The sequence below is a fragment of the Ruegeria sp. AB5 genome, from assembly GCF_056542645.1.
Genome location: NZ_JBQGAE010000001.1, coordinates 123,815 through 150,600, shown reverse-complemented (window position 1 = coordinate 150,600; position 26,786 = coordinate 123,815). Strand labels below are relative to the sequence as shown.

The 26,786-nt window shown below is 59.3% G+C and carries 23 protein-coding genes; 4 read left to right on the top strand and 19 right to left on the bottom strand.

Translation table 11 applies throughout. The features are described from left to right. From ACR0L4_RS00810 to ACR0L4_RS00770, 9 genes are all read right to left on the bottom strand, one after another. Positions 1 to 1,008 (bottom strand): cell division protein FtsQ/DivIB, encoded by a 1,008-nt coding sequence (locus ACR0L4_RS00810; RefSeq protein ID WP_480509849.1) that lies wholly within the window; start codon positions 1,006 to 1,008, stop codon positions 1 to 3. After that, a complete protein-coding gene (locus tag ACR0L4_RS00805) occupies positions 996 to 1,874 on the bottom strand; it encodes a D-alanine--D-alanine ligase (protein WP_480511112.1) in 879 nt (292 codons plus the stop codon). Before ACR0L4_RS00805 ends, ACR0L4_RS00810 begins: the two co-directional genes overlap by 13 nt. A 145-nt stretch (positions 1,875 to 2,019) precedes the next feature. Then, on the bottom strand, positions 2,020 to 2,946 hold the full coding sequence (murB, locus tag ACR0L4_RS00800) for a UDP-N-acetylmuramate dehydrogenase (RefSeq protein WP_480509847.1): 927 nt from the start codon (positions 2,944 to 2,946) through the stop codon (positions 2,020 to 2,022). 56 nt (positions 2,947 to 3,002) lie between these two features. Further along, the gene (locus ACR0L4_RS00795; protein WP_170748346.1) at positions 3,003 to 3,245 is read right to left on the bottom strand and encodes a DUF2484 family protein; all 243 of its coding nucleotides are present in this window, start codon (positions 3,243 to 3,245) and stop codon (positions 3,003 to 3,005) included. Then, the gene (locus tag ACR0L4_RS00790; RefSeq protein WP_480509845.1) at positions 3,242 to 3,490 is read right to left on the bottom strand and encodes a DUF2484 family protein; all 249 of its coding nucleotides are present in this window, start codon (positions 3,488 to 3,490) and stop codon (positions 3,242 to 3,244) included. Before ACR0L4_RS00790 ends, ACR0L4_RS00795 begins: the two co-directional genes overlap by 4 nt. Positions 3,491 to 3,566: 76 nt before the next feature. After that, the gene (gene murC, locus ACR0L4_RS00785; RefSeq protein ID WP_480509843.1) at positions 3,567 to 4,976 is read right to left on the bottom strand and encodes a UDP-N-acetylmuramate--L-alanine ligase; all 1,410 of its coding nucleotides are present in this window, start codon (positions 4,974 to 4,976) and stop codon (positions 3,567 to 3,569) included. After that, complete coding sequence (locus ACR0L4_RS00780) at positions 4,973 to 6,070, bottom strand: UDP-N-acetylglucosamine--N-acetylmuramyl-(pentapeptide) pyrophosphoryl-undecaprenol N-acetylglucosamine transferase (RefSeq protein WP_480509841.1); 1,098 nt, start codon at positions 6,068 to 6,070, stop codon at positions 4,973 to 4,975. The genes murC and ACR0L4_RS00780 overlap by 4 nt, the downstream gene beginning before the upstream one ends. Beyond that, positions 6,070 to 7,233 carry a putative lipid II flippase FtsW gene (ftsW, locus tag ACR0L4_RS00775; RefSeq protein ID WP_480509839.1) on the bottom strand — a complete coding sequence of 388 codons (1,164 nt, stop codon included), beginning with the start codon at positions 7,231 to 7,233 and terminating at the stop codon, positions 6,070 to 6,072. Before ftsW ends, ACR0L4_RS00780 begins: the two co-directional genes overlap by 1 nt. Positions 7,234 to 7,377: 144 nt before the next feature. Beyond that, a complete protein-coding gene (locus ACR0L4_RS00770) occupies positions 7,378 to 8,451 on the bottom strand; it encodes a Hint domain-containing protein (RefSeq protein ID WP_480509836.1) in 1,074 nt (357 codons plus the stop codon). A 245-nt stretch (positions 8,452 to 8,696) separates the two neighbouring features. Here ACR0L4_RS00770 and ACR0L4_RS00765 point away from each other — a divergent pair, with 245 nt between their 5' ends. Beyond that, entirely contained in the window at positions 8,697 to 9,875 is a 1,179-nt protein-coding gene (locus ACR0L4_RS00765; protein WP_480509834.1) for a BaiN/RdsA family NAD(P)/FAD-dependent oxidoreductase, read from the top strand. Here ACR0L4_RS00765 and ACR0L4_RS00760 read toward each other — a convergent pair. The 9 genes from ACR0L4_RS00760 to mraZ all read right to left on the bottom strand — a co-directional run bounded on the left by ACR0L4_RS00760 (position 9,872) and on the right by mraZ (position 19,567). Further along, positions 9,872 to 10,246: a glycine zipper family protein gene (locus ACR0L4_RS00760; protein WP_480509832.1), complete on the bottom strand. Its 375-nt coding sequence runs from the start codon at positions 10,244 to 10,246 to the stop codon at positions 9,872 to 9,874. The genes ACR0L4_RS00765 and ACR0L4_RS00760 overlap by 4 nt on opposite strands. A 105-nt stretch (positions 10,247 to 10,351) precedes the next feature. Continuing rightward, positions 10,352 to 11,752: a UDP-N-acetylmuramoyl-L-alanine--D-glutamate ligase gene (gene murD, locus ACR0L4_RS00755; protein ID WP_480509830.1), complete on the bottom strand. Its 1,401-nt coding sequence runs from the start codon at positions 11,750 to 11,752 to the stop codon at positions 10,352 to 10,354. Between the two features lie 152 nt (positions 11,753 to 11,904). Next, a complete protein-coding gene (gene mraY / locus ACR0L4_RS00750) occupies positions 11,905 to 12,987 on the bottom strand; it encodes a phospho-N-acetylmuramoyl-pentapeptide-transferase (protein ID WP_170748337.1) in 1,083 nt (360 codons plus the stop codon). Between the two features lie 35 nt (positions 12,988 to 13,022). Beyond that, the gene (locus tag ACR0L4_RS00745) at positions 13,023 to 14,417 is read right to left on the bottom strand and encodes a UDP-N-acetylmuramoyl-tripeptide--D-alanyl-D-alanine ligase (protein ID WP_480509827.1); all 1,395 of its coding nucleotides are present in this window, start codon (positions 14,415 to 14,417) and stop codon (positions 13,023 to 13,025) included. After that, a complete protein-coding gene (locus tag ACR0L4_RS00740) occupies positions 14,414 to 15,895 on the bottom strand; it encodes a UDP-N-acetylmuramoyl-L-alanyl-D-glutamate--2,6-diaminopimelate ligase (RefSeq protein WP_480509825.1) in 1,482 nt (493 codons plus the stop codon). The genes ACR0L4_RS00745 and ACR0L4_RS00740 overlap by 4 nt, the downstream gene beginning before the upstream one ends. A gap of 22 nt (positions 15,896 to 15,917) precedes the next feature. Then, the gene (locus ACR0L4_RS00735) at positions 15,918 to 17,705 is read right to left on the bottom strand and encodes a peptidoglycan D,D-transpeptidase FtsI family protein (RefSeq protein ID WP_480509823.1); all 1,788 of its coding nucleotides are present in this window, start codon (positions 17,703 to 17,705) and stop codon (positions 15,918 to 15,920) included. Next, positions 17,702 to 18,070, bottom strand: a complete 369-nt coding sequence (gene ftsL, locus ACR0L4_RS00730) for a cell division protein FtsL (RefSeq protein WP_170748333.1) — start codon at positions 18,068 to 18,070, stop codon at positions 17,702 to 17,704. Before ftsL ends, ACR0L4_RS00735 begins: the two co-directional genes overlap by 4 nt. Beyond that, complete coding sequence (rsmH, locus tag ACR0L4_RS00725) at positions 18,067 to 19,059, bottom strand: 16S rRNA (cytosine(1402)-N(4))-methyltransferase RsmH (protein ID WP_480509821.1); 993 nt, start codon at positions 19,057 to 19,059, stop codon at positions 18,067 to 18,069. Before rsmH ends, ftsL begins: the two co-directional genes overlap by 4 nt. Positions 19,060 to 19,063: 4 nt before the next feature. Further along, on the bottom strand, positions 19,064 to 19,567 hold the full coding sequence (gene mraZ / locus ACR0L4_RS00720; protein ID WP_170748332.1) for a division/cell wall cluster transcriptional repressor MraZ: 504 nt from the start codon (positions 19,565 to 19,567) through the stop codon (positions 19,064 to 19,066). A gap of 899 nt (positions 19,568 to 20,466) precedes the next feature. Between mraZ and ACR0L4_RS00715 the strand changes: the two genes are divergently transcribed. Then, on the top strand, positions 20,467 to 20,691 hold the full coding sequence (locus ACR0L4_RS00715; RefSeq protein ID WP_170748331.1) for a DUF1127 domain-containing protein: 225 nt from the start codon (positions 20,467 to 20,469) through the stop codon (positions 20,689 to 20,691). A gap of 399 nt (positions 20,692 to 21,090) precedes the next feature. Here ACR0L4_RS00715 and ACR0L4_RS00710 read toward each other — a convergent pair whose 3' ends face one another. Continuing rightward, the gene (locus ACR0L4_RS00710) at positions 21,091 to 23,544 is read right to left on the bottom strand and encodes an ATP-dependent helicase (protein ID WP_480509818.1); all 2,454 of its coding nucleotides are present in this window, start codon (positions 23,542 to 23,544) and stop codon (positions 21,091 to 21,093) included. Positions 23,545 to 23,761: 217 nt separating this feature from the next. Between ACR0L4_RS00710 and ACR0L4_RS00705 the strand changes: the two genes are divergently transcribed. Continuing rightward, entirely contained in the window at positions 23,762 to 25,498 is a 1,737-nt protein-coding gene (locus ACR0L4_RS00705; RefSeq protein WP_480509816.1) for a sensor domain-containing diguanylate cyclase, read from the top strand. Positions 25,499 to 25,537: 39 nt separating this feature from the next. Further along, complete coding sequence (locus tag ACR0L4_RS00700; protein ID WP_480509814.1) at positions 25,538 to 26,677, top strand: alpha-hydroxy acid oxidase; 1,140 nt, start codon at positions 25,538 to 25,540, stop codon at positions 26,675 to 26,677. Positions 26,678 to 26,786: the final 109 nt, after the last annotated feature.

The following is a 26,786-nucleotide window of genomic DNA, read 5'->3' as shown; positions in this document are numbered from 1 at the left end:
TTACTGCCCGTTACCCACTGTCACTTTTGTATTCCACCAGTCTTCGCTGGCGGCTTTGGTCATTCTGATTGTCGGCCGCTGACCAAGACGCATATCGATCACGGCCACGTCGCGTTCCAAAAGGTCCTGCACTTCGTTCACCGCCAGCACACGCTCCAAGGCGCGCACGGGACGATCTGTCGGCAACATGATACGTTGGCCGCGATCCAGAACCAGATCCCAGCGGCGTTCCCCCACACGCACCAGGCCACGCACCCGCGGGCCGAGGCTGCGCGAGGTCCGAAAAAGCTCGAGCGCCTCACCCACATGAGCGTTTGCGCCCTTGCCCGCGATCAATGGAAGAGCGGCGTGATCCTTGCGCGACCCGACCTCGTCGATATGCACGCCAGTTTCGTCCAGCAGCTCAACTCCATCGCGCGTGCGCCAGACAATGACCGGCTGGCGTTCGACCACATCCACTTGCAAAATACCGCCGGGCCGAATGCGGACAGTGGCAGATTTCACAGGGTCCAGCCCAGTGATCGTGTCGCGCATCTGCTCGACATCCAGATCCCACGAACTGATCGGGAAATCCAACGGCACCACTTCGCGAATATCCTCGGACAGGCCCGGACCGGCACCATCGATGGCCATCAGGTTGACCATGAATTCAGGGCGTTCCTGAATCGAGGTTCGGATCTCGGCGATATAGGCCCCTAACGCCTCGCGCCGGTTTTCCGAGGCGAAATAGAGCCCGATACCGGCGGCAATCGCACAGATTGGCAGACCGAGTTTGACGCCCATGCGAATGCCTGGCGTCAGCATCCATCGCTGAAAGCGATAGCTCAGCCTTGACGGCGCGGGGTCGGCCCGGCGCGCCGTGCGGTGGAACAGTTTGACCCTACCTAGCTTGAGAACCGGTTGCGTTTCATGGGGTTCTGTGTCGGCGGATTGGAAATCTGCGTCCGGACCGGCCAATGCTTTGGCCCGATGGATCACTGGCGCACGGGTGGCTTTCAGCGGTCGCATGACGCGTCCTCCACCATCCAGGCGCAAAGCTGGCCGAAACTCATACCGACATGCTCAGCCTGTTCTGGCACAAGTGAGGTCGGTGTCATGCCTGGCTGAGTGTTTGTCTCAAGCAGGACCAAACCGTCACGGCCTTTGCTGTCATCCCATCGGTAGTCTGTACGGCTGACACCTTTGCACCCCAGCACGTCATGGGCACGCAGCGCGTAGTCCATGCACAACTCGAAAATCTCGGACGGGATTTCGGCTGGCAGAACGTGCCATGAGCCGCCCGGCTTGTATTTGGCATCATAGTCATACCAGCCATCCGTCATGATCTCGGTCACGGTCAGGGCACGGACCCCCATCACCGTCACTGTCAACTCGCGACCTGCCACATACTGCTCGACCATCACTTGATCCGGCATATCATTTGCCAGCTGCGGCGGGCCGTTTGCGGCTTCGTGGACCAGATAGATTCCGACGCTGGAGCCTTCGTTGTTCGGTTTGACCACATAGGGCGGGGCCATCACATGGCCCGCCACAACGTCGATCTTGGGAACGATGACACTGTCAGCGATTGGCAGGCCAGCAACGCGGAACGCCTCTTTGCTGCGCTGCTTGTCCATCGCCAGTGCCGAAGCCAAAACGCCCGAATGGGTGTAGGGAATACGCATCCATTCCAGCAGGCCCTGCACGCAGCCATCCTCGCCCCAGCGGCCATGCAGGGCGTTGAAAACCACATCTGGCTTGATGTCCACAAGGCGCGCGTAGAGGTCGGGACCTGCGTCCAGTTCGACCACTTCAATGCCTTCTCCCACAAGGGCGGCTGCGCATTCGCGCCCGCTGCTGAGAGACACCTCGCGTTCCGCCGAGGGGCCGCCCATCAATACCGCCACTTTTGGGTTTGTCCTGCTCGACAGTCCCACTTCGTGCGCCTCAATGTCCCCGGACCTTATCTGGTGGTCCGTACTGTGTTATGCCTTTGATCCGTCGCCTGAATTTGCCTGTTATGGTCTGACGGTTGGGGCTTTATTCTGTCAGCGGATCACCGACCCGCATGATTTCCCACTCTAGCGTGATGCCGCTTGTTTCGTAAACCTTTTTTCGCACCTCTTCGCCCAGACCTTCGAGGTCGGCAGCAGTCGCTGTGCCGGTGTTGATCAGGAAGTTCGAGTGCTTTGGGCTCATCTGTGCGCCGCCTAATTCGGCTCCGCGCATCCCGGCGTCATCGATCACCTTCCACGCCTTGAGGTCATGAACATCGTCGTCCCGGCCCGTTGAAGAGAACCCGGCCGGGTTACGAAAGGTCGACCCTGCACTGCGATCTTTGGTGGGTTGGGTCTCGTCACGTTTCCTGAGCTGTGCTTCCATCCGCGCATGCAGCTCTGCCGGGTCGCCAGACAGACCTTCGAACTCGGCCGAGACAAGCACCGCTCCTTTGGGTAAATCGGATTGACGATAGCGGAAATTCAGCTGCTCAGGGGTCAGGTCCATCACCTCACCCTGCCGCGTCACGACTGTGGCCTTGCGCAGCACATCCGCCGTGTAACTGCCATAGCAGCCCGCGTTCATCCGCACGGCACCACCAACCGAGCCAGGAATTGTGCGCAGGAACGTCAGGTCCACGCCCGCATCCGCGGCCTTGCGCGCCACATGCGCATCCAAGGCGGCAGCACCTGCGATGACGGTGGTGCCCTCGATGTCGATCCCATTGAATCCCCGGCCCAGCCGGACCACCACCGCACGCAGGCCACCGTCTCGAACGATCAGGTTGGACCCAACGCCCATCGGGAAGATCGGAGTATCCGCTGGAAGGTCGCGCAGGAAGGTCTGAAGGTCTTCGACATCCGCAGGCTGAAACAGAAAATCAGCCGGTCCACCAACGCGCAGCCATGTCAGGTCGTTGAGGGCTCGGTTTTCGGACAGTTTGCCACGTGGCACAGGAACAGTATTCATAGCCGCTAGATCGCGGATTCAAGCGGATATGGCAACCTGTATTGGCGTGTAAGGGGTCAAATCCGCCGACGCAGCCACCGACCCAGGTAGATCACGGGCCAGCGCAGCATCGACATACCCATCACAAGAACGATCAGGCCAACCCAAGGGCCGTTCTCATAGGTGACGTAACCCAGAATAGGGATACCAACCGCGATCAGGATATACGCGCGGGTCCAGTGGTTGTCCTTGCTGGGGATCATCGCCAAAAGATTGGCGGCAAGACCCCATAGGGCGGCAAGCGCCAGAGACATGCTCATTCGATCACCTCGCCGCGCACCCATTTTCGCCAATAGTAGCGAAGGGGGTTACGGAACATCGACACGAATCCACCCAAGGCCAGCACCGACCAGACCCAGCCGTGATCATAACCCAGCCACACTATCAGAATCGGCGCGCAGATCAGCAAAAGGATACCTGGTGGAAACTGCAGCCGCATCGGCAACATCGCCACGATCGTGGCGCAGATCACCCAGAGAGCAGCAAAGATCATCGAATAGTCCATCTGTCCCCTCCGAGGACTCGCGGTCTTGGCACCACAGCTAGCATATATTTGGGTGCCCGCCAAACAAGATCAGTCGTCAAACAGCTTGTTTTCGTTGCAGTCTTTCAGGCAGTCCGTTTGCCCAGGCGCTGATCGTACCGGCACCGAGGCAGACGACCATATCGCCGGGACGCGCCTGTTCGCGCACCAGTCTTTCCAGATCATTCTCGTCCAGCAAAGCACGGGCGTGGCGGTGGCCGTGGCGGATCAGCCCCTGCACCAGATCATCGCGCGAGGCACCTTCAATCGGGTCTTCTCCGGCAGCGAAGATGTCGGCGATGGCGACCACATCAGCGTCGTTGAAGCAGGTACAGAAATCGTCAAACAGGTTAGACAGGCGCGAATAGCGATGCGGCTGGTGGACGGCAATGACGCGGCCCTCGGTCGCTTGCCGCGCGGCCTTGAGGACGGCGGCAATCTCGACCGGGTGGTGGCCGTAATCGTCGATGATGGTGACGCCATCGACTTCGCCCACCTTGGTGAAACGGCGGTTGACGCCGCCGAAATTGGCAAGAGCCTCGCGGATTTCCGCAGCTTTCATGCCCAGATGGCGGGCTACGGCCACAGCCGACAACGCGTTCGAGACGTTATGGTCGCCTGGCATCGGCAAGGTACAGCCCTCGATCACCTTGTCTTCATATTGCAGGTGGATATCGAAATGTGCGACGCCGCCCTTGTAGGTCAGGTTCTCGGCCCGCACATCGGACTGTGCGTTGAAGCCATAGGTGCGCACGCGGCGGTCGGTAATGCGCCCAACCAGCGCCTGCACTTCAGCATGATCCGTGCAGCACACCGCCAGTCCGTAGAAGGGCAGGTTCGAGACAAACTCATAGAATCCATCGCGCAGCGTGTCGAAATCGCCCCAATGCTCCATATGCTCAGGGTCGATATTGGTGACGATGGCGATGGTTGCGGGTAGGCGGTTGAAGGAGCCATCGGATTCGTCGGCCTCGACCACCATCCATTCGCCTTGCCCCATTCGCGCGTTCGAGCCATAGGCGTGGATGATGCCGCCATTGATGACGGTGGGGTCAAAATCTCCGGCCACCATCAACTCGGCCATCATCGTGGTCGTTGTGGTTTTGCCATGGGTCCCGGCTATCGCAATATTCGAACGCAGGCGCATGAGCTCTGCCAGCATGTCGGCGCGGCGAACGACGGGAAGACCCTGAGCGCGCGCCTCGTCCAGTTCCGGGTTGCCCGGTTTGATCGCGGTCGAGACGACGACGACAGCCGCGCCTTCCAGGTTCCCGGCCTTTTGCCCAACAAAGATTTCAGCCCCCAACGAAGCCAGACGGTCTGTGATCTTGGACGCCTTCAGGTCCGACCCCTGCACCCGGTAGCCCAGATTCAACAGAACCTCGGCGATCCCCGACATCCCGATCCCTCCGATCCCGACGAAGTGGATCGGCCCTACGTCCTGCGGCAGTTTGGTTGCTGGGTTCATGGGGTCTCCTTCTGTGCCACCTGCTCGACAAGGGCGACCAGACGTTCGGTTGCGTCCGGGGCACCTGTGGACAAGGCGGCATGGGCCATTTTCTGAGCAGCTTCGGGATTGGTTAAAACCGTGGTCATTTGCTCGGTCAGCGCGGCAACGTCAAGAGCCTTTTCAGGGATCATGATCGCCCCGCCCGCCTGCACGAGCCCACGAGCATTGGCGGTTTGGTGATCCCCTGCAGCCGCAGCAAAGGGAACAAGAATCGAAGGACGACCGATAACCGAGATATCCGCGACACTGGACGCGCCGGAACGGCTGATGACAAGTTGGGCATCGGACATACGTCGCGGCACATCGTCAAAGAAGGGCTGAACATCCGCGCGAATACCATGGTCGGCATAAAAGGCCGTGACCCGTTCGCCATCCTCATCACGCGCCTGGTGCGAGACACGGATGAACCCGCGCAGGAACTCGGGCAACGCGGCAAGTGCTTCGGGCACCACATCGCTGAGGATACGCGCGCCTTGCGATCCTCCCATCACCAGAACCGACATTGGATATTCGCCGGGCGGGATATAGGGTGCAGCGGCACGTTCCAGCACCGCGGCCCGGACCGGATTGCCCGTGTGAATACCGCTGGCACCTTCGGGCAGGTCGGTGGGCCAGACACCGCAGGCGACGTGGGCCACACGCGTGGCGAATACCTGGTTCACACGCCCCAGAATGCCGTTCTGTTCATGAATCATCCGGGGGATTTTCAACAACGTCGCCGCGCCCAACGCCGGGATCGACGGATAGCCACCAAAACCCACGACCACGTCAGGTTTGTCGCGCAGCATCTGCACCGACATGCTGGTGACGCCACCGGCAATCTTTGGGCCCACCAGAACCTTTGCGGCCAGCCCCCCGCGCGCGAAGGTCGCCGAGGACGCCTCGCTGATCTCGGTAGAATGCGGGAAGCCATCCGTGTACCGCGCGCCGCGCGCGTCGGTGGACAGGCGAACACGCCAACCTTTGTGCAGCATCGCCTCGGCCAGAGCCTGCGCCGGGAACATGTGGCCCCCGGTGCCGCCAGCCGCAATCAACAGGTAGGGTTTGCCCATCAGCCTCGTCCGCGCAGAATATCGCCCAACTCACCCTGTGGGCGGGACCGGGTGAAGGCCAGCAGCATACCAACCGCAATACCACCCGCGATCAGCGATGACCCGCCGTAGCTGACAAACGGCAGCGTCATGCCTTTTGCAGGCAACAGGCGCACGGCTACGCCCATGTTGATCATCGCCTGAACACCGAAAATGCAGGCCAGACCGGTTCCGGCCAGACGGATGAACATGTCCCGCTCGCGCATCAGCCGCAGCAGCGAACGCACCACGATGATCGAATAGAGCGCTATGATGATCAGCACCAGGATCAGGCCGTATTCCTCGGCCGCAACGGCAATGATGAAATCCGTATGCGCGTCCGGCAGAGACCATTTAACCTGACCCTCACCCACGCCTACACCAAACAACCCTCCTTCACGGATGGCGTTCGTCGCGTAGCCGAGTTGAGTGGTCGGGTCGACCTCCTGATTCAAAAAACCGTCGATACGACGGGCGAAATGGTCCGAGTTGGAATAGGCAAACATACCACCCAGTACAACCACACCGGCCATGCCAACCAGCAACAGCATCGGCGCTCCGGCCACGAAATACATCACTCCCCAGCCGAACAGGATCAGGCAGGCTTGCCCGAAATCAGGCTGCATCACCAGCATGCCGACAATCGCCGTGCACAGCGCAAAAGACCACAACCGTCCCGGAGGGCCGTTGATTTCCTGCGACGCCGCCAGAAGCCAAGCCGCGACCACCACAAATCCGGGCTTGAGAAACTCGGACGGTTGCAGCGATGCAAAGCCAAGAGAATACCAGCGCACCGCGCCCTTGCCGAAATCCGTTCCGAAGACCGGCAGGAAGGCCAGCGCCACAAAAGCCCCCAGAAACCCCAGCACAGCCAGACGACGCACCAGTGTCGGAGACATCATCGAGGTCAGCAACATGGCAATCAGCGCCAATCCGCCAAAAAGGGCTTGCCGTTCGACATAGTGGAAAGGGTCAAACCCGTTGCGCCCGGCCAGTGGCGGAGAAGATGCCAGCCCCAGCAACAACCCGATGACGAACAGGATCAGCACGCAGGACATCGTCCAGCGATCAATCGTCCGCCACCACTTGGGTAGAATCGGTTCCCCGCGCTGGTCCTGGACCGCGCCATACACCATCTCAGTCATGAGATACCGCCACTTACTGCCTCACTCGCGTCCCGTTTTCGGGATCTGAGTGCAAGTCTACAGGGATTTTGGTGCTTGGGCTAGGGAAATGACGCGCCGATCAAAAAAACAGCGGCCATCCCCGGGGCGTGCCGGTATCAGACATCACTGTCGTTTCGAAACCTCACCAATTCCCGAAACCACAGGCTTGCCATTCTTGAGGTGACGATGCACGAGGTTTCGAATCTGACGTCCCTTTCTGGGAGAAAATCGTGCGGTTTCAGGCTTGTGCGTCTCTGAAAACAGTTGGGGGAAGACCTCCTGCAGTTCCTGCAATCCGTCGTCTCCGATGGCTTTGAGCGCTTCGGGGCCGGTAAAGAGACTTTCCGTCGGCGCGCCCTCGGCGAAGATCACCTCATGCCGGTCGAACAGGAGGTGAAAATAGGTCACGGTGTCGTCGTCGGTTTGAACCGTCACACCAGGCAGATCCAGAAGTTTTCTGGCAGGTATGAAAATTTCACTTCGGGCGAACATGCGCGCGGCGATGGAGGATCTGACCAGCATCCGGTGCTGCGGAGAAACCTGAAGATCCTTTTCAGGCACCCCCGGACCCAATGCACCCTGCGCGATGCGGACCGGCCGCAACTTTGGCTTTAGTGTCAGGTCAATGCTATCCAGATCCCGTTTGCCGATCCATCGGACGGGTTGCGCTCCGTGATCCTGTGTCAGAACCAGATCACCGGGCTTCAGGCTGTCTACCTCACGCGGACCATTCGGCGTTCCGATCCGTGTGCCGGACACAAAGCACGGCACCACCGTATCAACATCAATATCCGGTCCATTATCGATGACCCCGTTGACGGTAAGAGGCGTATTCAGCGGCGGAACGGACCCATCCAGAAATCCCAGGAAATACCCAGATTCCGCATTGATAACGTTAGAGTTCCCGTTGCCGTTAATGTCGTAATCAAAAATGCCAATCTGGTAGGTGTTGGTGCCGTCGGTAACTTCTATCGTGAAGTCCCAGTAGATCGCATTTCCATCCAACAATTGCGTCGGATCGTTCGGGAATTCGTTGTTTTGATCGTCACCGTCGATGATTGTGCCATCCGCCCCGTCTCCGACGGTGATCTGACTATAGGCGGATATTTCGAACACAACGCCGGTGGGGTCGAACGTGACTTCATTGGCGGTCAGATCGGTGTCCGTCCGAAACGCTCCGAATACGTTGGTTGGCATGACAATGGTACTCCGTGAATCTGAAAACGCGCCGAAACGTAACCTTCTTTCTGAGGTCAAAGAATCGCCGGAAACATAGACCATGTCCCAAACCAGTTCAAAACGCCGCAACCTGTTGTCATTTTAACACTCGGGCGACGGGTACATCCAGATCGTATGGGACGCTATCCCGCCGCCCCTTGTACCGTTGAACAACTGCGTTGCCCGCTCTTGCGTTCAGGGCAAATCCGCGCCATGCGCAGCACATGACCTACGACACGATCATCCTTGGGGCCGGAGCGGCCGGTATGATGTGCGCGGCCCATTGCGGTGGCCGCGTATTGGTGATTGATCATGCGAAGGCGCCGGGTGAGAAAATCCGGATCTCCGGCGGTGGGCGCTGCAATTTCACCAATATGTATGCAGCCCCCGGCAATTTCCTGTCGCACAACCCTCACTTTTGCAAATCTGCCTTGGCACGCTATACGCAATGGGACTTCATCGACCTTGTTGGGCGTCACGGTGTTGCGTGGCATGAAAAAACACTGGGCCAGTTGTTTTGCGACGGATCCTCGAAGCAGATCATCCAGATGCTGCTGGACGAAATGGCCCGCGCAGGGGCCGAGTTGTGGGTACGTACTGAGCTGAAGGACCTGCGCAAGACCGAGGTCGGGTATGCGCTTGAGATCGAGCGCGAGGGTCAACGTCTCAGCCTGCGTTGCGCGACTCTGGTTTTGGCGACCGGTGGCAAGTCCATCCCCAAGATGGGCGCGACCGGTCTGGCTTACGACATCGCGCAACAATTCGGGTTGCGAATGACCGAGACGCGGGCCGCGTTGGTGCCGTTTACCTTTTCGGACGGGAAGTTCAAGGACCTGTCTGGGGTCTCTCTGCCCGCGCGGCTGTCCAATGATCGCACCAGTTTTGACGAAGCATTGCTGTTCACCCATCGCGGCCTGAGCGGCCCGTCCGTGCTTCAGTTGTCCTCCTACTGGCGCGAGGGTGAGGCAATCCGGGTCGACCTGATCCCCGACCTGCCTTTGCTCGATCTTCTGCGTGGACAGCGACAAAACGGCAGTCGCAAGGCGTTGACCACCGAGTTGGCCCACCATCTGCCTGCGCGGCTGGTCGACTACCTCAGCCATCAAATTCCCATGAACGGCAATCTGGCTGACCAGTCGGATGTGGCGCTGAGCGAACTCGCCTTAGCCCTGTCCAACTGGCATCTGACGCCATCGGGCACCGAGGGGTACCGTACCGCCGAGGTCACGCTGGGCGGAATCGACACAGATGATCTGTCGTCAAAAACGATGGAGGCCAGGGATGTCCCCGGCCTCTATGCGATTGGTGAAGCGGTGGATGTCACCGGCTGGCTGGGCGGCTATAATTTCCAGTGGGCGTGGTCTTCGGGCCACGCTGCCGGAACGGCCATTGCCGCCCTTTAACCTACGACGTTATAGCCACGCCCGCGCATGCAGTTGCGCACAATGACTTCCTTGTTCTGGTTCTTCGAAATCACGTCGGCCCCGGCCCCGATCAGAGCACCTGCCGCCGCTGCACGGCCCAGATTGTCACTGCTGTCCTGAATGATTGCCGTTGTTGCTGCCGCACCGGCCGCGCCGATGGCGGCGTTTCCTGCGGTCGATCCATCGACAGCCGCCTGAGAAGCTGCCAGTTGCTGACACTGCAACAGATCGGATTGATAGTTGGGTCCAACGGGTCCATCAATCACCGGCACGTAGTTCGCACCGGTATTTGTGCAGGCCCCAGCCAGCAGCAAAGCCGGGACGATCAGAAGAGTTTTCGGGTTTGGCATATCCATGACCTCGTGTTGAATTTCCGAAAAGCAAAACAAATTCTTAAGCGGCGTCAAGCCGAACCCCGCCGACTGTCGCGTAAACGGCGAGCAATTGCAAATGCACTAGCGCTGCAAGTGCTTTTGAACCTGGGTGGTAAAGTCATCCCCGCGCTGCTCGAAATTGTCATACTGGTCGAAACTGGCCGCCGCAGGGGCCAACAACACCGTTTCGCCAGCCTCGCTGTCCGCAATTGCCTGTTCGACCGCAGTGGCCATCGTTGTGCAGACCTCTGCCTCGACCGCCAAATGCATGGCGAAATTCGCTGCTTCGCGCCCGATCACGTAGGCCTTGATCACCTGATCCGTGCCCTCGTTCAGGGCCGCGATTCCACCTTCCTTTTCCAACCCGCCGCAAATCCAGCGGATCTTTTTGAAAGCGCTCAGGGCTTTGACCGCGCTGTCCACATTCGTCGCCTTGGAGTCGTTCACAAAGGTCACTCCACCCGCCTCGGCGACAATCTGGCTGCGATGTGGAAGGCCCGGGTACGTGTGCAGCGCGTCTTCGATCACGCGCGGCGCCAGGCCCAGCGACCGGCACGCCGCATATGCGGCGCAGGCGTTCTGGTGGTTATGCGCTCCCGGCAAACCCTTGATGGTGCGCAGATCGATCGATCCGGTCTGCCGCCCCTTTCGATACTCCGACAAAAACCCCTTGCGGGCAAAAACCTGCCATCCCGGCCCGTTTAATTTGCGGGTTACCGAAATACGAATTACCCGGTCGTCGGCAGGCCCCTCGGCCAGTTGTCCGGCCAGAAACGCACCTTCGACCTCATCCACACCAATCACGGCGCGATCCGGCCCCCCTTCGGCAAACAGGCGCCGTTTGGCCGCAAAATACCCGCCCATCCCCCCGTGGCGATCCAGATGATCCGACGACAGGTTGGTGAAAACCGCCACATCCGGCGTCAAGGCACGGGCCAATTCGGTCTGATAGCTGGACAGTTCCAGCACCACGACTGACCCGTCTACACCGGGTTCGATATCCAGTACTCCGCGTCCGATATTGCCAGCAAGTTGTGCGCTGCGGCCGGCCTCGGTCAGGATATGGTGGATCAGCGCGGCCGTCGTCGATTTGCCATTCGACCCGGTCACCGCGATCACACGCGGCGGGGTGTCGAAATTGTTCCATTCCGATCCAGCGAATGACCGAAAGAACAAGCCAATGTCGTTATCCACGGGTACTCCGGCTTCCAACGCAGCAGCGATCACCGGGTTGGGTTGTGGGTAGAGATGGGGAATACCGGGCGAGACGATCAGCGTGGCAATCCCATCAAACGCCCCTTGGCGGCGCAGATCAACACAGCGAAACCCCTCGTCTTCCGCCTTGTCCTTCGCAACAGGATTGTCATCCCAGCAGATCGCCTCGGCGCCACCCGCACGCAAGGCCCGTGCCGTGGCCAATCCGGAACGACCCAACCCCAAAACGGCAACCTTTTGCCCTGAGAAACCTTTGACCGGGATCATGCCGTCCACCTTCTTTTTAATCCGGAATTCGGGCGCCACACTGCACCGAAGAAAATCACGAAGGCAAGGGCGCTGTCAGGCTCGCGCATCAGCGCGAGCCGGGCCCAACAGGTGGCAGGGGGACCGCAGGTCCTCCGAACCTGGCGGGAGCGTTACCGGACTTTCAGCGTTGCCAGTCCGATCATCGCCAGGATCAGTGAGATAATCCAGAACCGGATAACGATTGTGGGTTCGGCCCAACCTTTTTTCTCGTAGTGGTGGTGGATCGGTGCCATCAGGAACACCCGCTTGCCAGTGCGTTTGAAGTAAAGAACCTGAATGATCACACTCAGCGCTTCGACCACAAACAGGCCACCGACCACGGCCAGCACCAGCTCGTGTTTGGTCGCCACAGCAATTGCGCCCAATGCCCCTCCCAGCGCCAGCGATCCGGTGTCGCCCATGAACACCGCCGCAGGCGGCGCGTTGTACCAAAGAAAACCCAGACCGCCACCGAACAAGGCCGAGGTGAAAATCAGAATCTCACCCGTTCCCGGCACGTAATGCACGTCCAGATATTCTGTAAAGTCCACCCTCCCAACAGCATAGGCAATGATCCCCAGCGTCGTGGCCGCAATCATTGCGGGCATGATCGCCAGCCCGTCCAGACCATCCGTCAGGTTCACGGCATTTGCCGCCCCAACGATCACCACAATTGCAAACGGGATATAGAAGATGCCCAGATTGACCAGCGTGTCTTTGAAGATCGGCACGGCCAACTGGTTCTGCAAAGCTTCGGGATGATGCAGGGACGCCCAAAGCGCCGCCAATACAGCGATGATGATCCCCAGAGCCATACGCATCTTGCCCGATACGCCCTTGGTATTCTGTTTCGACACTTTGGCATAGTCGTCTGCAAAGCCAATCGCCGCATAGGCCAGAGTTACGAACAGCACCATCCAGACATAAGGATTGTCCCAACGCGCCCAGATCAGCGTTGACGTGACCAGCGCGCCGACGATCAGCAAACCGCCCATGGTCGGCGTTCCGGCCTTGGTAAAATGCCCCTCTGGCCCATCATCGCGGATTGGCTGACCTTTGCCCTGCTTGCGACGCAAAACATTGATCAATGGCTTTCCGAAGAGAAACCCAAAGATCAGAGCGGTCAGAAATGCGCCACCCGCGCGGAAGGTGATGTAGCGGAAGAGGTTCCAGAAATCCCCTCCGTCCGACAGAGCCGTCAACCAATACAGCATTGCAATACCTTTCTCACACGCGGCACACGGGCACGTTACCCTTCAAGCGCGCCCCCTTGCCCCATTTTCCGCAAGCGGTCAACAACCCGGGCCAGCGCCATGCTGAGCGAGCCTTTCGCCAACACGGTATCGCCGTTTTGGATCAAGTCCGGCAGGTGTTCAGCCATCTCGGCGCTGGTTTCAAACCACATCCCGCGCCTGGCATCCGGCAAAGCCTCGTGCAGCGCCTGCATCAACGGACCAATGCAATGGACTTTATCGACCCGCTTCATAGCGTGCACATCCGCCATGGCCGCGTGCATAGCGATTTCCTGCGCGCCCAGTTCCTTCATATCGCCCAGAAAGGCGATCCGGCGGGCGCCGTTTGATGCGGCCAACACATTCAGCGCAGCCTCCATCGAGGTCGGGTTGGCGTTATAACTGTCATCCAGCAGTTCGATCTGACCGCCGCTTGCCAGCGACAAGGTCTCTCGGACACCGCGCCCTTTCACCGGAGACCATTGACTCAGGCCCTTAATGGCCGGTTCCAGTTCAACGCCCAGCTCAACACAAGCGGCCAAGGCACCCAGCGCGTTCATCGCAAAATGGGTTCCGGCGGATTGGACTTCGAAGACAAACATCGTGTCACCAACCGCGGCCTCAGCCTGAATCGAGTCAGGTCCGGCGGTCACATCGATCAGTTTGTAATCGGCAGCTTTCCGACCAAATTCCACAATCCCCGCGCCGAGGTCTTGAGCGGTCTGGCGCAGAATCCCCGCGTGCTCGATATCGGCGTTCACGATCGCCGCGCCACCGGATTCCAGCCCTTCAAAGATGGCCGCCTTTTCGTGGGCAATGCCCGCAACGGAATCGAAGGCTTCAAGATGAACAGCGGCGACGGTTGTTACCAAACCGACATGCGGGCGGGCTTGGCGCGCCAATGGGGCAATCTCACCCGGGTGATTCATCCCGATCTCGATCACAGCGAATTCCGTATCCTTCTGCATCCGCGCCAGTGTCAGCGGAACGCCCCAGTGATTGTTGTAGCTGGCGACGCTGGCGTGGGTTTTGCCCTGCGTTTCCAGGATGGTCGCCAGCATCTCTTTGGTCGACGTCTTGCCGACGCTGCCGGTCACCCCCACCACGCGCGCCTCGGTCCGGGCGCGGGCCGCCTGCCCCAGCGCCTCAAGTCCGACCTGCACATCATCCACAATCAACAACGGCGCATCCTCGGGCACGCCTCGCGGAATATGGGATACAAGCGCCGCGCCTGCCCCTTTTTGCAGCGCCTGCGCCACGAAATCATGGCCATCGCGCGCGGCCTTGAGCGCAACGAACAGGTCGCCCGGCTGCAAGGTCCGGGTGTCGATCGACACGCCCCCCACAGACCAATCCGTCGTCGCGCGACCACCGGTGACGTCGGCAGCCTCGGCCGCAGTCCAGAGTGTCATGCCACCCTCCCGTCCAGAGCGGCCACCGAAATGCTTGCCTGTTCCACATCGTCAAAGGGCAGAACCTGATCGCCAACGATCTGGCCGGTTTCATGCCCTTTCCCTGCGATCAACAGCGCGTCTCCGGGTTGCAGCGCGTCAACACCGCGTAGAATGGCCTCGGCCCGATCGCCAATTTCCGTCGCCTCTGGCGCACCGTCCAGAACGGCGGACCGGATGGTGGCCGGATCCTCGCTGCGCGGGTTGTCATCGGTGACGAAGACAACATCCGCGTGGTTGGCTGCCGCCCGACCCATCAGCGGACGCTTGCTGGCGTCGCGATCTCCGCCTGCGCCGACGATGGCGATCAGGCGCCCCATTACATGCGGGCGCAGCGCCTTCAAAGCCGTGGCAACCGCATCGGGCGTGTGGGCATAGTCCACGAATACCGCAGCCCCGTTGTCCCGTGTTGCCGCCAACTGCATGCGGCCTCGGACCGTTGTCAGATGCGGCAGGGTCTCGAAAACCCGTTCGGGCACGTCGCCTGCAGCGATGACCAGACCACAGGCCAGAAGAATGTTTTCGGCCTGAAAGCCTCCGATCAGGTTCAGACGGGTTTGGAAAGTTTTGCCTTGCCAGGAAAATCGCAAATCCTGCCCGGTCGCGTCAAAGCGTTGATTCATAAGACAAAGGTCTGCCTCTCCAAGCCCGACTGTCAGCACCGATTGTCCCCGGGCTTCCGCGATCTTGCGCACCTGCGCACCCTTGGGATCGCTGAGGTTGATGACGGCCGTTCCATCCTGCGGCAGCACCCGGTCGAACAGGCCGGCCTTGGCCGCGAAATAGGCCTCAAAGGTTTCGTGATAATCCAGATGGTCCTGCGTGAAATTTGAGAATCCGGCAGCGGTCAACTGAACGCCATCAAGACGCCGCTGTTCCAGCCCATGCGAAGAGGCCTCCATCGCCGCATGGGTCACGCCGTGCTCGGCGGCCTCGGCCAGACAGCGATGCAGGGTGATCGGTTCGGGCGTGGTGTGGGTCAGCGGCGCAGTCCAAATGCCTTCGACGCCCGTGGTGCCAAGGTTGACGGCAGCGTGGCCAAGTTCGGCCCAGATCTGACGGACGAAGGTGGCAACCGAGGTTTTGCCGTTGGTTCCGGTGACCGCGACAATGGTCTGTGGTTGCGCACCAAACCAAAGTGCTGCCGACCCGGCGAGGGCCTGACGCGGGTCTTCGACCACGATCAGGGCGGCGTCGGACGCGGCCAGCTCAGCCGCTGCAATTTGCGCCCCTTCGGCATCGGTCAGGATTGCGGCGGCCCCCATGCGCAGGGCATACGGGATGAACGCGCCGCCATGGACCCGCGTTCCGGGCAGTGCAGCGAACAGGGTACCGACTTTGACCTCACGGCTATCAACGGCCAGCCCGGTGATATCGGGATTCGCGCCGCCGCGTGCAGTCAGGGCCAGTTGGCTGAGTTTCTTTGTCCTTGCGCCCATGACCCACCTGTTCTCCGGCACCCTAATTCGAGGTCAGGGTTATAGCAGCGCCCGCCTCAGGCTCAAGACGGGGACGCAGACCCAAAAGCGGCGCAACCCGCCCGATCAACTCGGCGGCAACCGGCACTGCCGTCCAGCCCGCGGTCCGGCGCTTTTCGCCATGGGCCACGATAGAGGGTTCGTCCAAGGTGACGATCAGCACATATTTCGGATCATAGGCCGGGAAGATGGTCGCGAAAGTGGCAATCACCTTGTCATCATAGTAACCGCCACGCGGTTTGGGCTTGTCGGCGGTGCCGGTCTTGCCCGCCACATCATAGCCTTTGACCTCGGCAAAGCTTGCGGTGCCATCGGTCACCACTTTGCGCAGCATCTTTTGCGCCTGGCGCGCCGTGTTTTCGGACATCACGCGCGGACCGTATTGAGGGCCATTGCGACGCAGGATTGTGGGGCTCACGTAGTGCCCGCCATTGGCAATCGCAGCATAACCCGCCGCCAGATGCATTGGACTGGTCGAAAGACCGTGACCATAGGAAATGGTCACCGTGCTCAACTCGCCCCATTTCTTGGGTTTGAGCGGCGCTCCGCCTGTGGCCTCGACAATCTCGAACGGCGTGGCTTCGAACATGCCCAAAGTTTGCAGGAACTCTTGCTGCCGTTTGGAGCCGATCTGCAAGGCCAGACGCCCGGTGCCCCGGTTCGAGCTGTGGACGATCACGTCTGCGACGCTGATCTTGCCATAATTCTTGCCGTTGAATTCGCCTATCGGGAAGCGACCGATTTTCATTGGGCCGGAAGTGTCGATGATGGTGTCCGAATTCACCAACCCAAGCTGCACAGCCTGTGCGGCTGTGAAAATCTTGAAGACCGAACCCAGTTCGTACACACCTTGTACGTAGCGATTGAACAAAGGGCTGTCGGACGGATCAAAACCTGATGTCGGCGGGCGTGGGCGGTCATTTGGGTCGAATGACGGCAGGGATGCAGCCGAGATCACCTCACCCGTATGGGCATTCATCAGAACCGACGACGCGCCCTTGGCGTTCATGATCTTCATGCCACCATAGAGAACTTGTTCCACGGCGGCCTGAATGGTCAGGTCCAGCGATAGTTGCAGCGGTTTGTTGCCGTTGGCCGGATCGCGCAGATAGTCGTCAAACTTCTTCTCGACCCCGGCAACGCCGATCACCTCGGCCGCACTGACGCCTTCGCGCCCGAAGCCCGAACCGCCAAGGATATGCGCCGCCAGCTTGCCATTCGGATAAAGACGCATTTCGCGTGGTCCAAACAAGATGCCCGGGTCACCGATATCATGAACCGCCTGCTTCTGCTCGGGCGAGATCCGTTTCTTGATCCACAGGAACTTGCGATTGCCGGTAAAATCCTTGACCAGACGCTCTCTTTCCAGATCGGGGAAAATCGCCACCAGTTGATCCGCCGCTGCAATCGGGTCGATCATCAGGGGCGGTTGCGCATAGACCGAATAGGTATCCAGATTGGTCGCCAGAATGCGCCCCTCACGGTCGACAATATTGGCGCGCTGCATGGCAATCGCAGCCCCGGGGGCGCTGGCCAGTGGTTCCTGTGCCTCGGACGTGGCCAGCATGCCCATGCGAACACCCACAACCGAAAACGCGCAAAAGAAGAACAGGCCCAGCACCAGCAAACGCCCTTCGGCCCGGGCGCGGGATCGATCCTTCATCTGTTCGTGGCGCTGGCGAATGTTTTCGCGCTCAATGGCCTTGGGGTTCTCGCCCCGGGCACGCGCGTCAAGAATTCGGGCCAGAGGGCGCAGAGGCGTGCGTGTCATGGAACCTGCACCTCACCCAAAGCCTGAATGTTGGTGATGGCCTGCAATTCAATCGGATCGACAATCGGCAGATCCGGGTCCTCGGCATAGGCGATTTGATCCGCACGACCGAATTGTTCCGCGCGCAGGGGCAGCAGACCCAGACGTTCAAAATTCAGATCGGCCAGTTCGCGCAGGCGATCCGGTCGGTTCAGATAGGCCCATTCCGCATTCAGGACTGCCAACCGGACCTGCGCCATGCCGATCTCGCGCTGCAGTTTCTGTGTTTCCTTCACAACCTGCTGCGTGCGGTAATTCTCTTGATAAGCCCACAAGGCCAATCCAAAAACGGACAAGGCGGTCAACACATACAGAATACTCTTCATCTTGCCCTTCCCCCAATTTGCGGCATCCCAATGGCACGGGCATCAATATCCCCTGCCGGAGCCTCGGTCCGCACTGCCACACGCAGCTTGGCCGACCGCGCGCGCGGGTTTTCCTGCAATTCCTCCGCGTCAGGACCCACGGCCTTGCGGGTCTTGAGCGTGAATTGCGGCTGTTCCTGTGCCATCTCGGGTGCATAACGATTGGCACGGCCGGTCTTGCCGGCCCGAGACTGGAAGAACCGCTTGACCATTCGGTCCTCAATGGAGTGAAAGGTCACGACGGCCAGTTGCCCACCCGGCTTCAATGCGCGCTCCGCCGCCATAAGGCCTTGAAACAACTCTTCATATTCTGCATTCACTGCGATCCTCAGCCCTTGAAAGCTGCGCGTCGCAGGGTGAGACTGTCCCGGTTTCGGGCGGGGCAGGCAGGATTCGATGATCTCGGACAGTCGCAGCGTCGTGGTGATCGGTTCTTCGGCTCTTGCTTTGACAATGGCCTTGGCAATCCGGCGGCTGGCGCGTTCTTCACCGTAATGGAACAAGATGTCAGCCAGTTGTGCCTCGGTTCCGGTATTGACCAGATCGGCGGCACTTTCCCCCTCCTGGCTCATCCGCATGTCCAAGGGGCCATCCTTCATGAAGGAAAACCCACGCTCGGCCAGATCCAACTGCATGGAAGATACGCCAAGGTCCAGAACAACCCCGTCCAGATCCTGCGCGTATTCGTCCATCCGCGAAAAAACGCCGGGCTGCATGACCAGCCGGTCGCCAAATCCCCCCGCCCAGTTGGCGGCCATTTCAAAGGCAAGTGGATCACGATCCACAGCGATGACTTTATTAGCCCCCGCCTTAAGCAAGCCGCGCGTGTATCCGCCAGCGCCAAAGGTACCGTCCAGCCAAACGCCGGATATAGGAGCCACTGCGGCCAGCAACGGGCGCAGCAGAACAGGAATATGGGGTTTGTCGGAAGGGGAGGCAGCGCCGGACATGCCGTCACGCGTCCCCGACGCCATCAAGATAGACCATCGGATCGAAATCATCCGGCAGATCGTCCATCCACTCTTCAGCCTTGGCAAGTTCCTCGACCTCATAGGTCTCGGGCTTCCAGATCTGGAATGTATCACCGGCAGCAATAAAAAAGGCCTCACCCTCCAGGTCGATCTTGTTGCGCAGCTTGGCGGGCAAAACCAGACGCCCGGTTTCGTCCACATTGGTCGGGAAGGACTGACCATGGAACATACGCTGGAGCATCCTACGCTCCATCGAGCCGCGCGGAAGCGCATCGATCTTGGCGTCGACTTCGTCGATCGCCTGCATGGTATAGCATTCAAGGTATTTGCGGCGGTGGTCGCCGTAGACGATCACAAGCTCAGGATTGTCACCGGGCTGCCAATTGGGGTCCGAAGCTTCCAGCACACGGCGAAACGAGGCCGGGATCGAGACCCTGCCCTTCGCATCCACCTTGTGGTGGCTTTCACCTCTAAACCTGCGCGCCAAGACGACTGTCCCTTTCGCTTGCGCCCCACCTGAAATTCACGCCCCCGGATGAAAAACGGCGGGTTGATCTGCTGCCACTGATCAACCCGCCGCATTGACCCGCTTTGCGGGATGTCCAGCTGCACGCGCCACCTGGGGGGATGTCTGCTCGCCCGCGCGCCGGATCTCTTGGTTGATGAAAGCGAGATGCCTGTATGAAACCTGATTATTTTTGGTTGGGGTCGTTTGGTGCCCCTGCTGCCTCGTCCTCATCGGATGCATAAGGGATGACATGGGAAATCATGGAAATCAACAGGTTTTTTTGCGGTATTACTCTGATTTACTGAAGAGTGATTGGAAATTCGCTCCGAGCTTAGCCACTGAAACACACTATATCGACGCATATTGAGAAACATACCCAATATGTGGTTGAATTGTACGGAACCCACTCTTACCCATAATTTCCCAGAAATATGCCAAATTTGCGCAATTCAGATAGCTCACTGTGTGTTTCCAAAGCAATTATTCACGAATCGAGCGCTCCAAACCAAGGCCAAACTGCCCAAATCACGCCCGCCCATGAATTCCCATATGACGCCCGCTCTGAACAAAAACCGTGAGCACGGCTGAAACAATCCCACTTTAAAGCGCACAAACTTTAGAAAACCCCGCCCAAAGTTCAGGCAGTCCGATTGCGCTAACAAATCCGCTCACGCCTGACACAGCACCGACCGAGGCCGCAAAGCCCAATATTTCATGGCGATCCAAGGCAAGAACAGCCAACTCCATGATATCTATGCATTTGCTGCATAGCAGCATTGACGACATCGCCCATTGTGCAATCGCAGCATTCACCTATTTTCAATCTCAAGCAAACGCTGGCACCGGTCAGCAGACACAAGAATGAACGGATTTCGGAAATGGCAGTCGCAACCAACACCTCTGCGCTGAAAAGCGCACATATCGGCAGCTTCGGCACCTTTGTCGAGGCCGCAAAGACACGCTTTGCCCGCTACCGCCTGTATCGGCAGACGGTTCACGAGCTGTCTTCGCTCTCGAACCGCGAACTGAATGATTTGGGCCTTAGCCGGGCCATGATCCGGGGCATCGCTCGCCAGGCAGCCGACGACTTTACCGCGCGCTAAGCGCACCAGGAATACAAGAGATCAGACCCCTCCTCCTCCCTTTGGGGTCTGTAATCTGCGGCAGCATCTACCTCCTCCCTGATGCTGTCGCACCTTCTACCGGCCTCATGATGCCGGATACGGATACACCGGGCATCTCCTCCTCCCTTGTCCGGTGTTGAAAGTGCGCGGCGACGTCTTCCTCCTCCCTGACGTCGCCGCGTCTTCCTCATACCGGGATCAAACCCGGGTTCGGATACATCGGGGCTCTCCTCCTCCCTGCCCTGGTGTTGAAAAGAACGGCGGTTTCCTTCCTCCTCCCTGGAAACCGCCGTTTTTCGTTTTTCGACACAGAAAAAGGCGCCCACAAAAGCGCCTTTCAAAATATCGGGCATGCGCCGTCAGGCGCATTCCTTTTGGTTAAAACGGAACGTCGTCCTTGGCGGACAAAAACCGCGAGACAACTTTCTTGACGCCAGCCTTGTCGAAATCGACCTCGACCTTGTCACCTTCGATGCCTGTCACCGCGCCATAGCCGAACTTCTGGTGAAACACCCGCTCGCCCAGCGTGAAACTGGCCACCGCGGTTGCGTCGATCACCGTGTTGCGGCTTTCGCTTGGTTGCGACATGCCATATTGCCCCTGCCGCGCCTGCAACCGCTTCCAACCGGGTGAGTTATAGACATTCGCCTCAGCCGCACGGGTTTCGATACCTGCCGAGGGCTGCCCCCCGCCATACAGGCCCGGCGGCGTCAGAACCTCAACATGATCCTCGGGCAGTTCGTCGATAAACCGCGAGGGCATCGAGTTCTGCCATTGGCCGAACACCCGGCGATTGGCCGCAAAGGAAATCGTGCAGACCTCTTCGACGCGGGTGATACCGACATAGGCCAGCCGCCGTTCCTCTTCGAGCCCTTTGAGCCCAGTCTCATCCATAGACCGCTGCGACGGGAACAACCCGTCCTCCCACCCCGGCAGGAACACGGCGGGAAACTCCAACCCCTTGGCCGCATGCAGCGTCATGATCGAGACCTTGGCCCGGTCCCCGTCCTGTTCGTTGTCCATGACCAGGCTGACATGCTCCAGGAACCCTTGCAGGTTCTCGAAATTGTCCAGCTGGTTGACCAGCTCCTTGAGGTTTTCCAACCGCCCCGGAGCCTCAGGCGTCTTCTCATTCTGCCAATGGGCGGAATAGCCGGATTCGTCCAGAACGATCTGCGCCAGTTCGATATGCGTATGCTCGGGCGCGCCATAGCGGATCGGAGACACCCCGTCATCAATGACGGTGTCATCATCCACCTCGATCCGAGGCCCGCGCGTCATCGCGTTCCACCGCGCCAGCCCGTCGATCAACTCACGCAGCGCCTTACCGCCCTTACCTTTGATCAGCCCGTTCTCGACCGCGATCCGCGCACCTTCGACCAGGGACACGCCGTTTTCCCGCGCCACAACCTGAATCGTCTGCTGCGCCTTGTCGCCAAGGCCCCGTTTGGGGGTGTTCACAATCCGCTCGAACGCCAGATCATCCTCGGGGCTGACCACCAACCGGAAATAGGCCATGGCATCGCGAATCTCCATCCGCTCATAAAACCGTGGCCCACCGATCACCTTGTAGGGCATCCCGATTGTCAGGAACCGATCCTCGAACGCCCGCATCTGGTGAGACGCGCGCACGAGGATGGCGATTTCGTCCAGGTTCATCGGGCGCACACCACGCGTCCCGCTCTGCATCGCGTCGATCTCTTCGCCGATCCAACGCGCCTCTTCTTCGCCATCCCAATGGCCGATCAGGCGAACCTTTTCGCCCTCTTGCCGGTCAGTCCAAAGCTCTTTGCCCAACCGGCTTTCATTGCCACGGATCACATTCGAGGCTGCCGCCAGAATATGCGGGGTCGAGCGATAGTTCTGCTCCAACCGCACCACAAACGCGCCGGGAAAATCCTTCTCGAACCTCAGGATGTTGCCCACCTCGGCCCCGCGCCAGCCATAGATCGACTGATCATCATCGCCCACGCAGCAGATATTCTTATGCCCCCCGGCCAGCAGGCGCAGCCAGAGATATTGAGCGACGTTGGTATCCTGATACTCGTCCACAAGGATATAGCGGAACCAGCGCTGGTATTGTTCCAACACGTCCGGATGGGTCTGAAATATCGTGACCATGTGCAAAAGCAGGTCACCAAAGTCGCAGGCGTTCAATTCTTTGAGCCGCGGCTGATATTTCTTATAAAAATCGATACTGGACATGACCTCTTCACGCCTTGTTCCAGCCTCGCCAGGTGAATACTCGCGTCCTGTTTCGAGGTCTATCAGTCTTTCATGCGCGCGCGGGACTTGCTCAGGACTCCAGCCTTGATTTTTGTACTTGTCTATGATCGCTGCCAGCCAACGATCCGTAGAAGCTCTCACTTCGACCCCATTCATACCCGCCAGTTGCTTAATCACACGCTTCTGATCATCCATGTCAAGAATGGTGAAATTCGATTTCAGCCCGACCAATTCCGCATGGCGGCGCAGCAGCTTGACGCATATCGCGTGGAACGTGCCCAGCCACGGCATCCCCTCGGCCGGGCGGCCCAGCATACGCCCCACGCGTAGCTTCATCTCCCGCGCGGCCTTGTTGGTGAAGGTCACAGCCAGGATCTCGTTCTCGCGCACCCGATGAGATCTGAGCAGATGGGTGATCCGCGCGGTCAGCGCCTTGGTCTTGCCCGTCCCGGCCCCTGCCAGCATCAGCACCGGGCCGTCCAGCCGCTCGACCGCTTCGCGCTGCGCCGGGTTCAAGTCGTTGAGATAATCAGCCGAGGCCGCAGGCATCGCCCTTGCCGACAGCGATGCGCCCTCGAAGGCGTCCATTTCGTCAAAACTGCTCATGCGCATAAAATACGCCAGCCGCGTCCGAAGGGAAAGAGTTTGTTCACGGCTTGTTCGCGCACACTTGACTAAAATGTTGCACACGGAGCGTTCATGGTCCGGCCTACGGGCTCGGACCTTAACGAATTTTCAAATAGATCCGTCGACCCTTGGGACAAGAAAATATGGGGGTGTTTCGGTGGATGGGCAAAAGAAAGAAACTCAGGGGCGGTTTTTTATGCGCCTGATTTCAGGCATGGGCTTGTTGTGTGTTGTCGGGCTGGCGGGATGGATATCCATCAAAGGGGCAGACCCGCTTGTCGACCGCATGATCGAGGCCGAGGTGCGCCATCGCGCCGAGGTTTGGGAAAGTCACATCTCGGTGTTGATGCCGGATTTCCACCTCGAATTCACGACCGGCCAGATCAACGCAGACGAAGCCACTGTTCTCAAGAGGTTTTTGGGCGCTACAGACGTGTTTCGAATGCAGGTCTATGACGCGTCAGGACGCGCCATCTGGTCTTCGGCCGGGCCGCACAGCCATGCGCCCGCTCTGTCCGAAATCCGCCGCAGCGAAACATTGAAGGGGCGCATTTTCTACGCGCTATCGCAGAAATCCGTACTTGAGGTGCTGCATTCGGAAACAGCCGCGCTCGACCGCTCTGACCAAGTTCGCGACGTGGCCGAAACGGTCGCTCCGGTTACAAATGGGGGCGCGTATCTGGGATCTGTCCAGTTCTTCACGGATGTCAGTGACTTGCGCGTTGCCTTTCTGAGGCAGATACGACCGCTGCTTGCGCTTGTGGGCTGCCTGATGATCGGAACGATTCTGACTGTTGCAGCCGTGGTCTTTCGCAGCAACCGACAACAGCTGCGCAGCGTTAAGAACCGGGCGCTGAAAGAACGGGAACTGATGGATGAACAGCTGCGGCTTGCGCGCGAAGTCCGTCTGTTGGGCGAGCTAAATGAATGGCTTCAATCCAGCCGCTCGCTGGACGAATTGTTCGACATGGTCTCACGTTTCATGACTCATATCCTGCCTGCGGCCGAGGGCAGTGTTTATGTCTATTCCAATTCACGTGATGTGCTGGATGGCTGCGCCAGCTGGAACGGCGGAACGCACAAGGCGCACATCCACCCCGAGGGCTGCTGGGGCCTGCGGCGGGGGCGGACGTATGAATTCGGCGCCTCAGAGATCGACTTTGTCTGCGAACATGCCGAGCCGCATGACGGCCGGCCCTATTTTTGCTTTCCGATTCTGGCGCATGGTGAAACCGTCGGTTTGCTGCATCTGCGTGCGCATGAGGATTGCAGCGAAGAGTTTCACGCCAGCAAAAAACTGGCGCAACTCAGTGCCGAGCAGATCAGCATGGCAATTGCCAATGTGCGGATGCGCGATCAGTTGCACGATCAGTCGGTGCGGGACCCTCTGACCGGCCTGTTCAATCGCCGCCACATGACCGAGTCCCTGCGCAAGGGGATCAACCGCAGCCAACAAACCGGCGCACCCCTGAGCCTGATTGCTGTGGATGTGGACCATTTCAAGAAATTCAACGACACGCACGGGCATGATGCGGGTGACATGGTACTGCGCGCGGTCGGTGCCGCACTGGAACAGGGTTGCGACCGGGATGAAATCGCCTGCCGTATCGGCGGCGAGGAATTCATGCTGATCCTGCCAGACAACACCCCCGAAGACGCCATGACTCGCGCCGAAACCCTGCGTCAGGCGGTCGAGGCGGTCTCAGTTCGCTACGGCGAAAAATCTCTGCCCAGAATCACGATTTCGGTTGGCGTCTCTCACTATCCTGCGCATGGAACCATGCCGCAGGATCTGATGCGCGCGGCAGATGATGCGCTGTATTCAGCCAAGGACAAGGGGCGCAACCAGGTCCGATTGGCCCGCGAGGACACAAAGCCAAAATCGGCGATTCAAAATCCTGCGCCCATTCCCGCAACGCCCGATGCTGCGTGATGCTCTTGCCGAATCACTGCGCAGGTTGGATCAATCCGCATGGACCTGCACAGCACCTATCCCGGCATTCCCGATCTGAAACGCCGTGCCCGACGGCGGCTACCACATTTTGTCTGGGAGTATGTCGACAGCGGCACCGGAACAGAAACGACCCGGGCCCGTAATCGCCACGCATTGGATTTGGTGCGGCTGTCGCCATCGATCCTGCATGGTGAGCTGACGTTTAATACGGGTAAAGACTTTCTAAATGAAAACTACCCCCTTCCATTTGGCATCGCGCCGATTGGGATGTCCGGGTTGGTCTGGCCAAATGCTGAGACTTTGTTGGCCCGCGCCGCGGCAAAAGCCGGAATTCCCTACTCGCTGTCAACGGTCGCCAGCCAGAGCCCAGAGGATCTGGCGTCACATGTCGGAGAACATGCCTGGTTTCAGCTCTACCCGCCCAAGGATATCGAAATTCGCAAAGACCTTTTGTCCCGTGCAAGGCAGGCGGGGTTCGGCACGCTGGTTTTGACCGTCGATGTTCCAGTCGCGTCTCGCAGAGAACGGCAAACGCGATCAGGTCTGCGACAGCCACCCAAATTGACTCCGCGTTTGTTGGCCCAAATCGCACAAAGACCTGCCTGGGCCACGGGTATGCTACGGGCGGGCGTTCCGCACATGCGCACGTTGGATAAGTACGCCAATGACGGTACGCGCGACCTACCGCCGACGGCGCATGTAGGATACCTGCTGCGCACATCACCGGATGAAGACTATGTGAAATGGTTGCGCGATCACTGGGACGGACCTTTGATCATTAAGGGGGTCCTGCGCCCGCAAGATGCCGAACGGCTGCAAAAGCTGGGTGCTGACGCTCTGTGGGTGTCGAATCACGGCGGTCGACAGTTCGACGCTGCCCCTGCCAGCATCGAAGCCTTGCCCGCGATACGCTCTGCGACTGAGCTTCCTTTAATTTTCGACAGCGGGATCGAGGGCGGTTTGGATATCCTGCGCGCGCTGTCCGGGGGCGCCGATTTTGTCATGCTGGGGCGTGCGTTTCTATATGGTCTGGCGGCGCTGGGTTCGCGCGGCCCGACCCATGTGATCGACATTTTGAAGCAGGATCTGTTGGCCAATATGGGGCAAATGGGCCTCGCACGCGTGGATCAGATTGCCAAAATGTACCCTGAGGATTGATGCTGCGGCGCAGCGACGTTAAGAGAAATGCGATCACAGACGGCGTTTGCGAGCGTTAACATGCCGGTTCTACCCAGAAGGACTGATATACGAGCACGTATTGTCCACC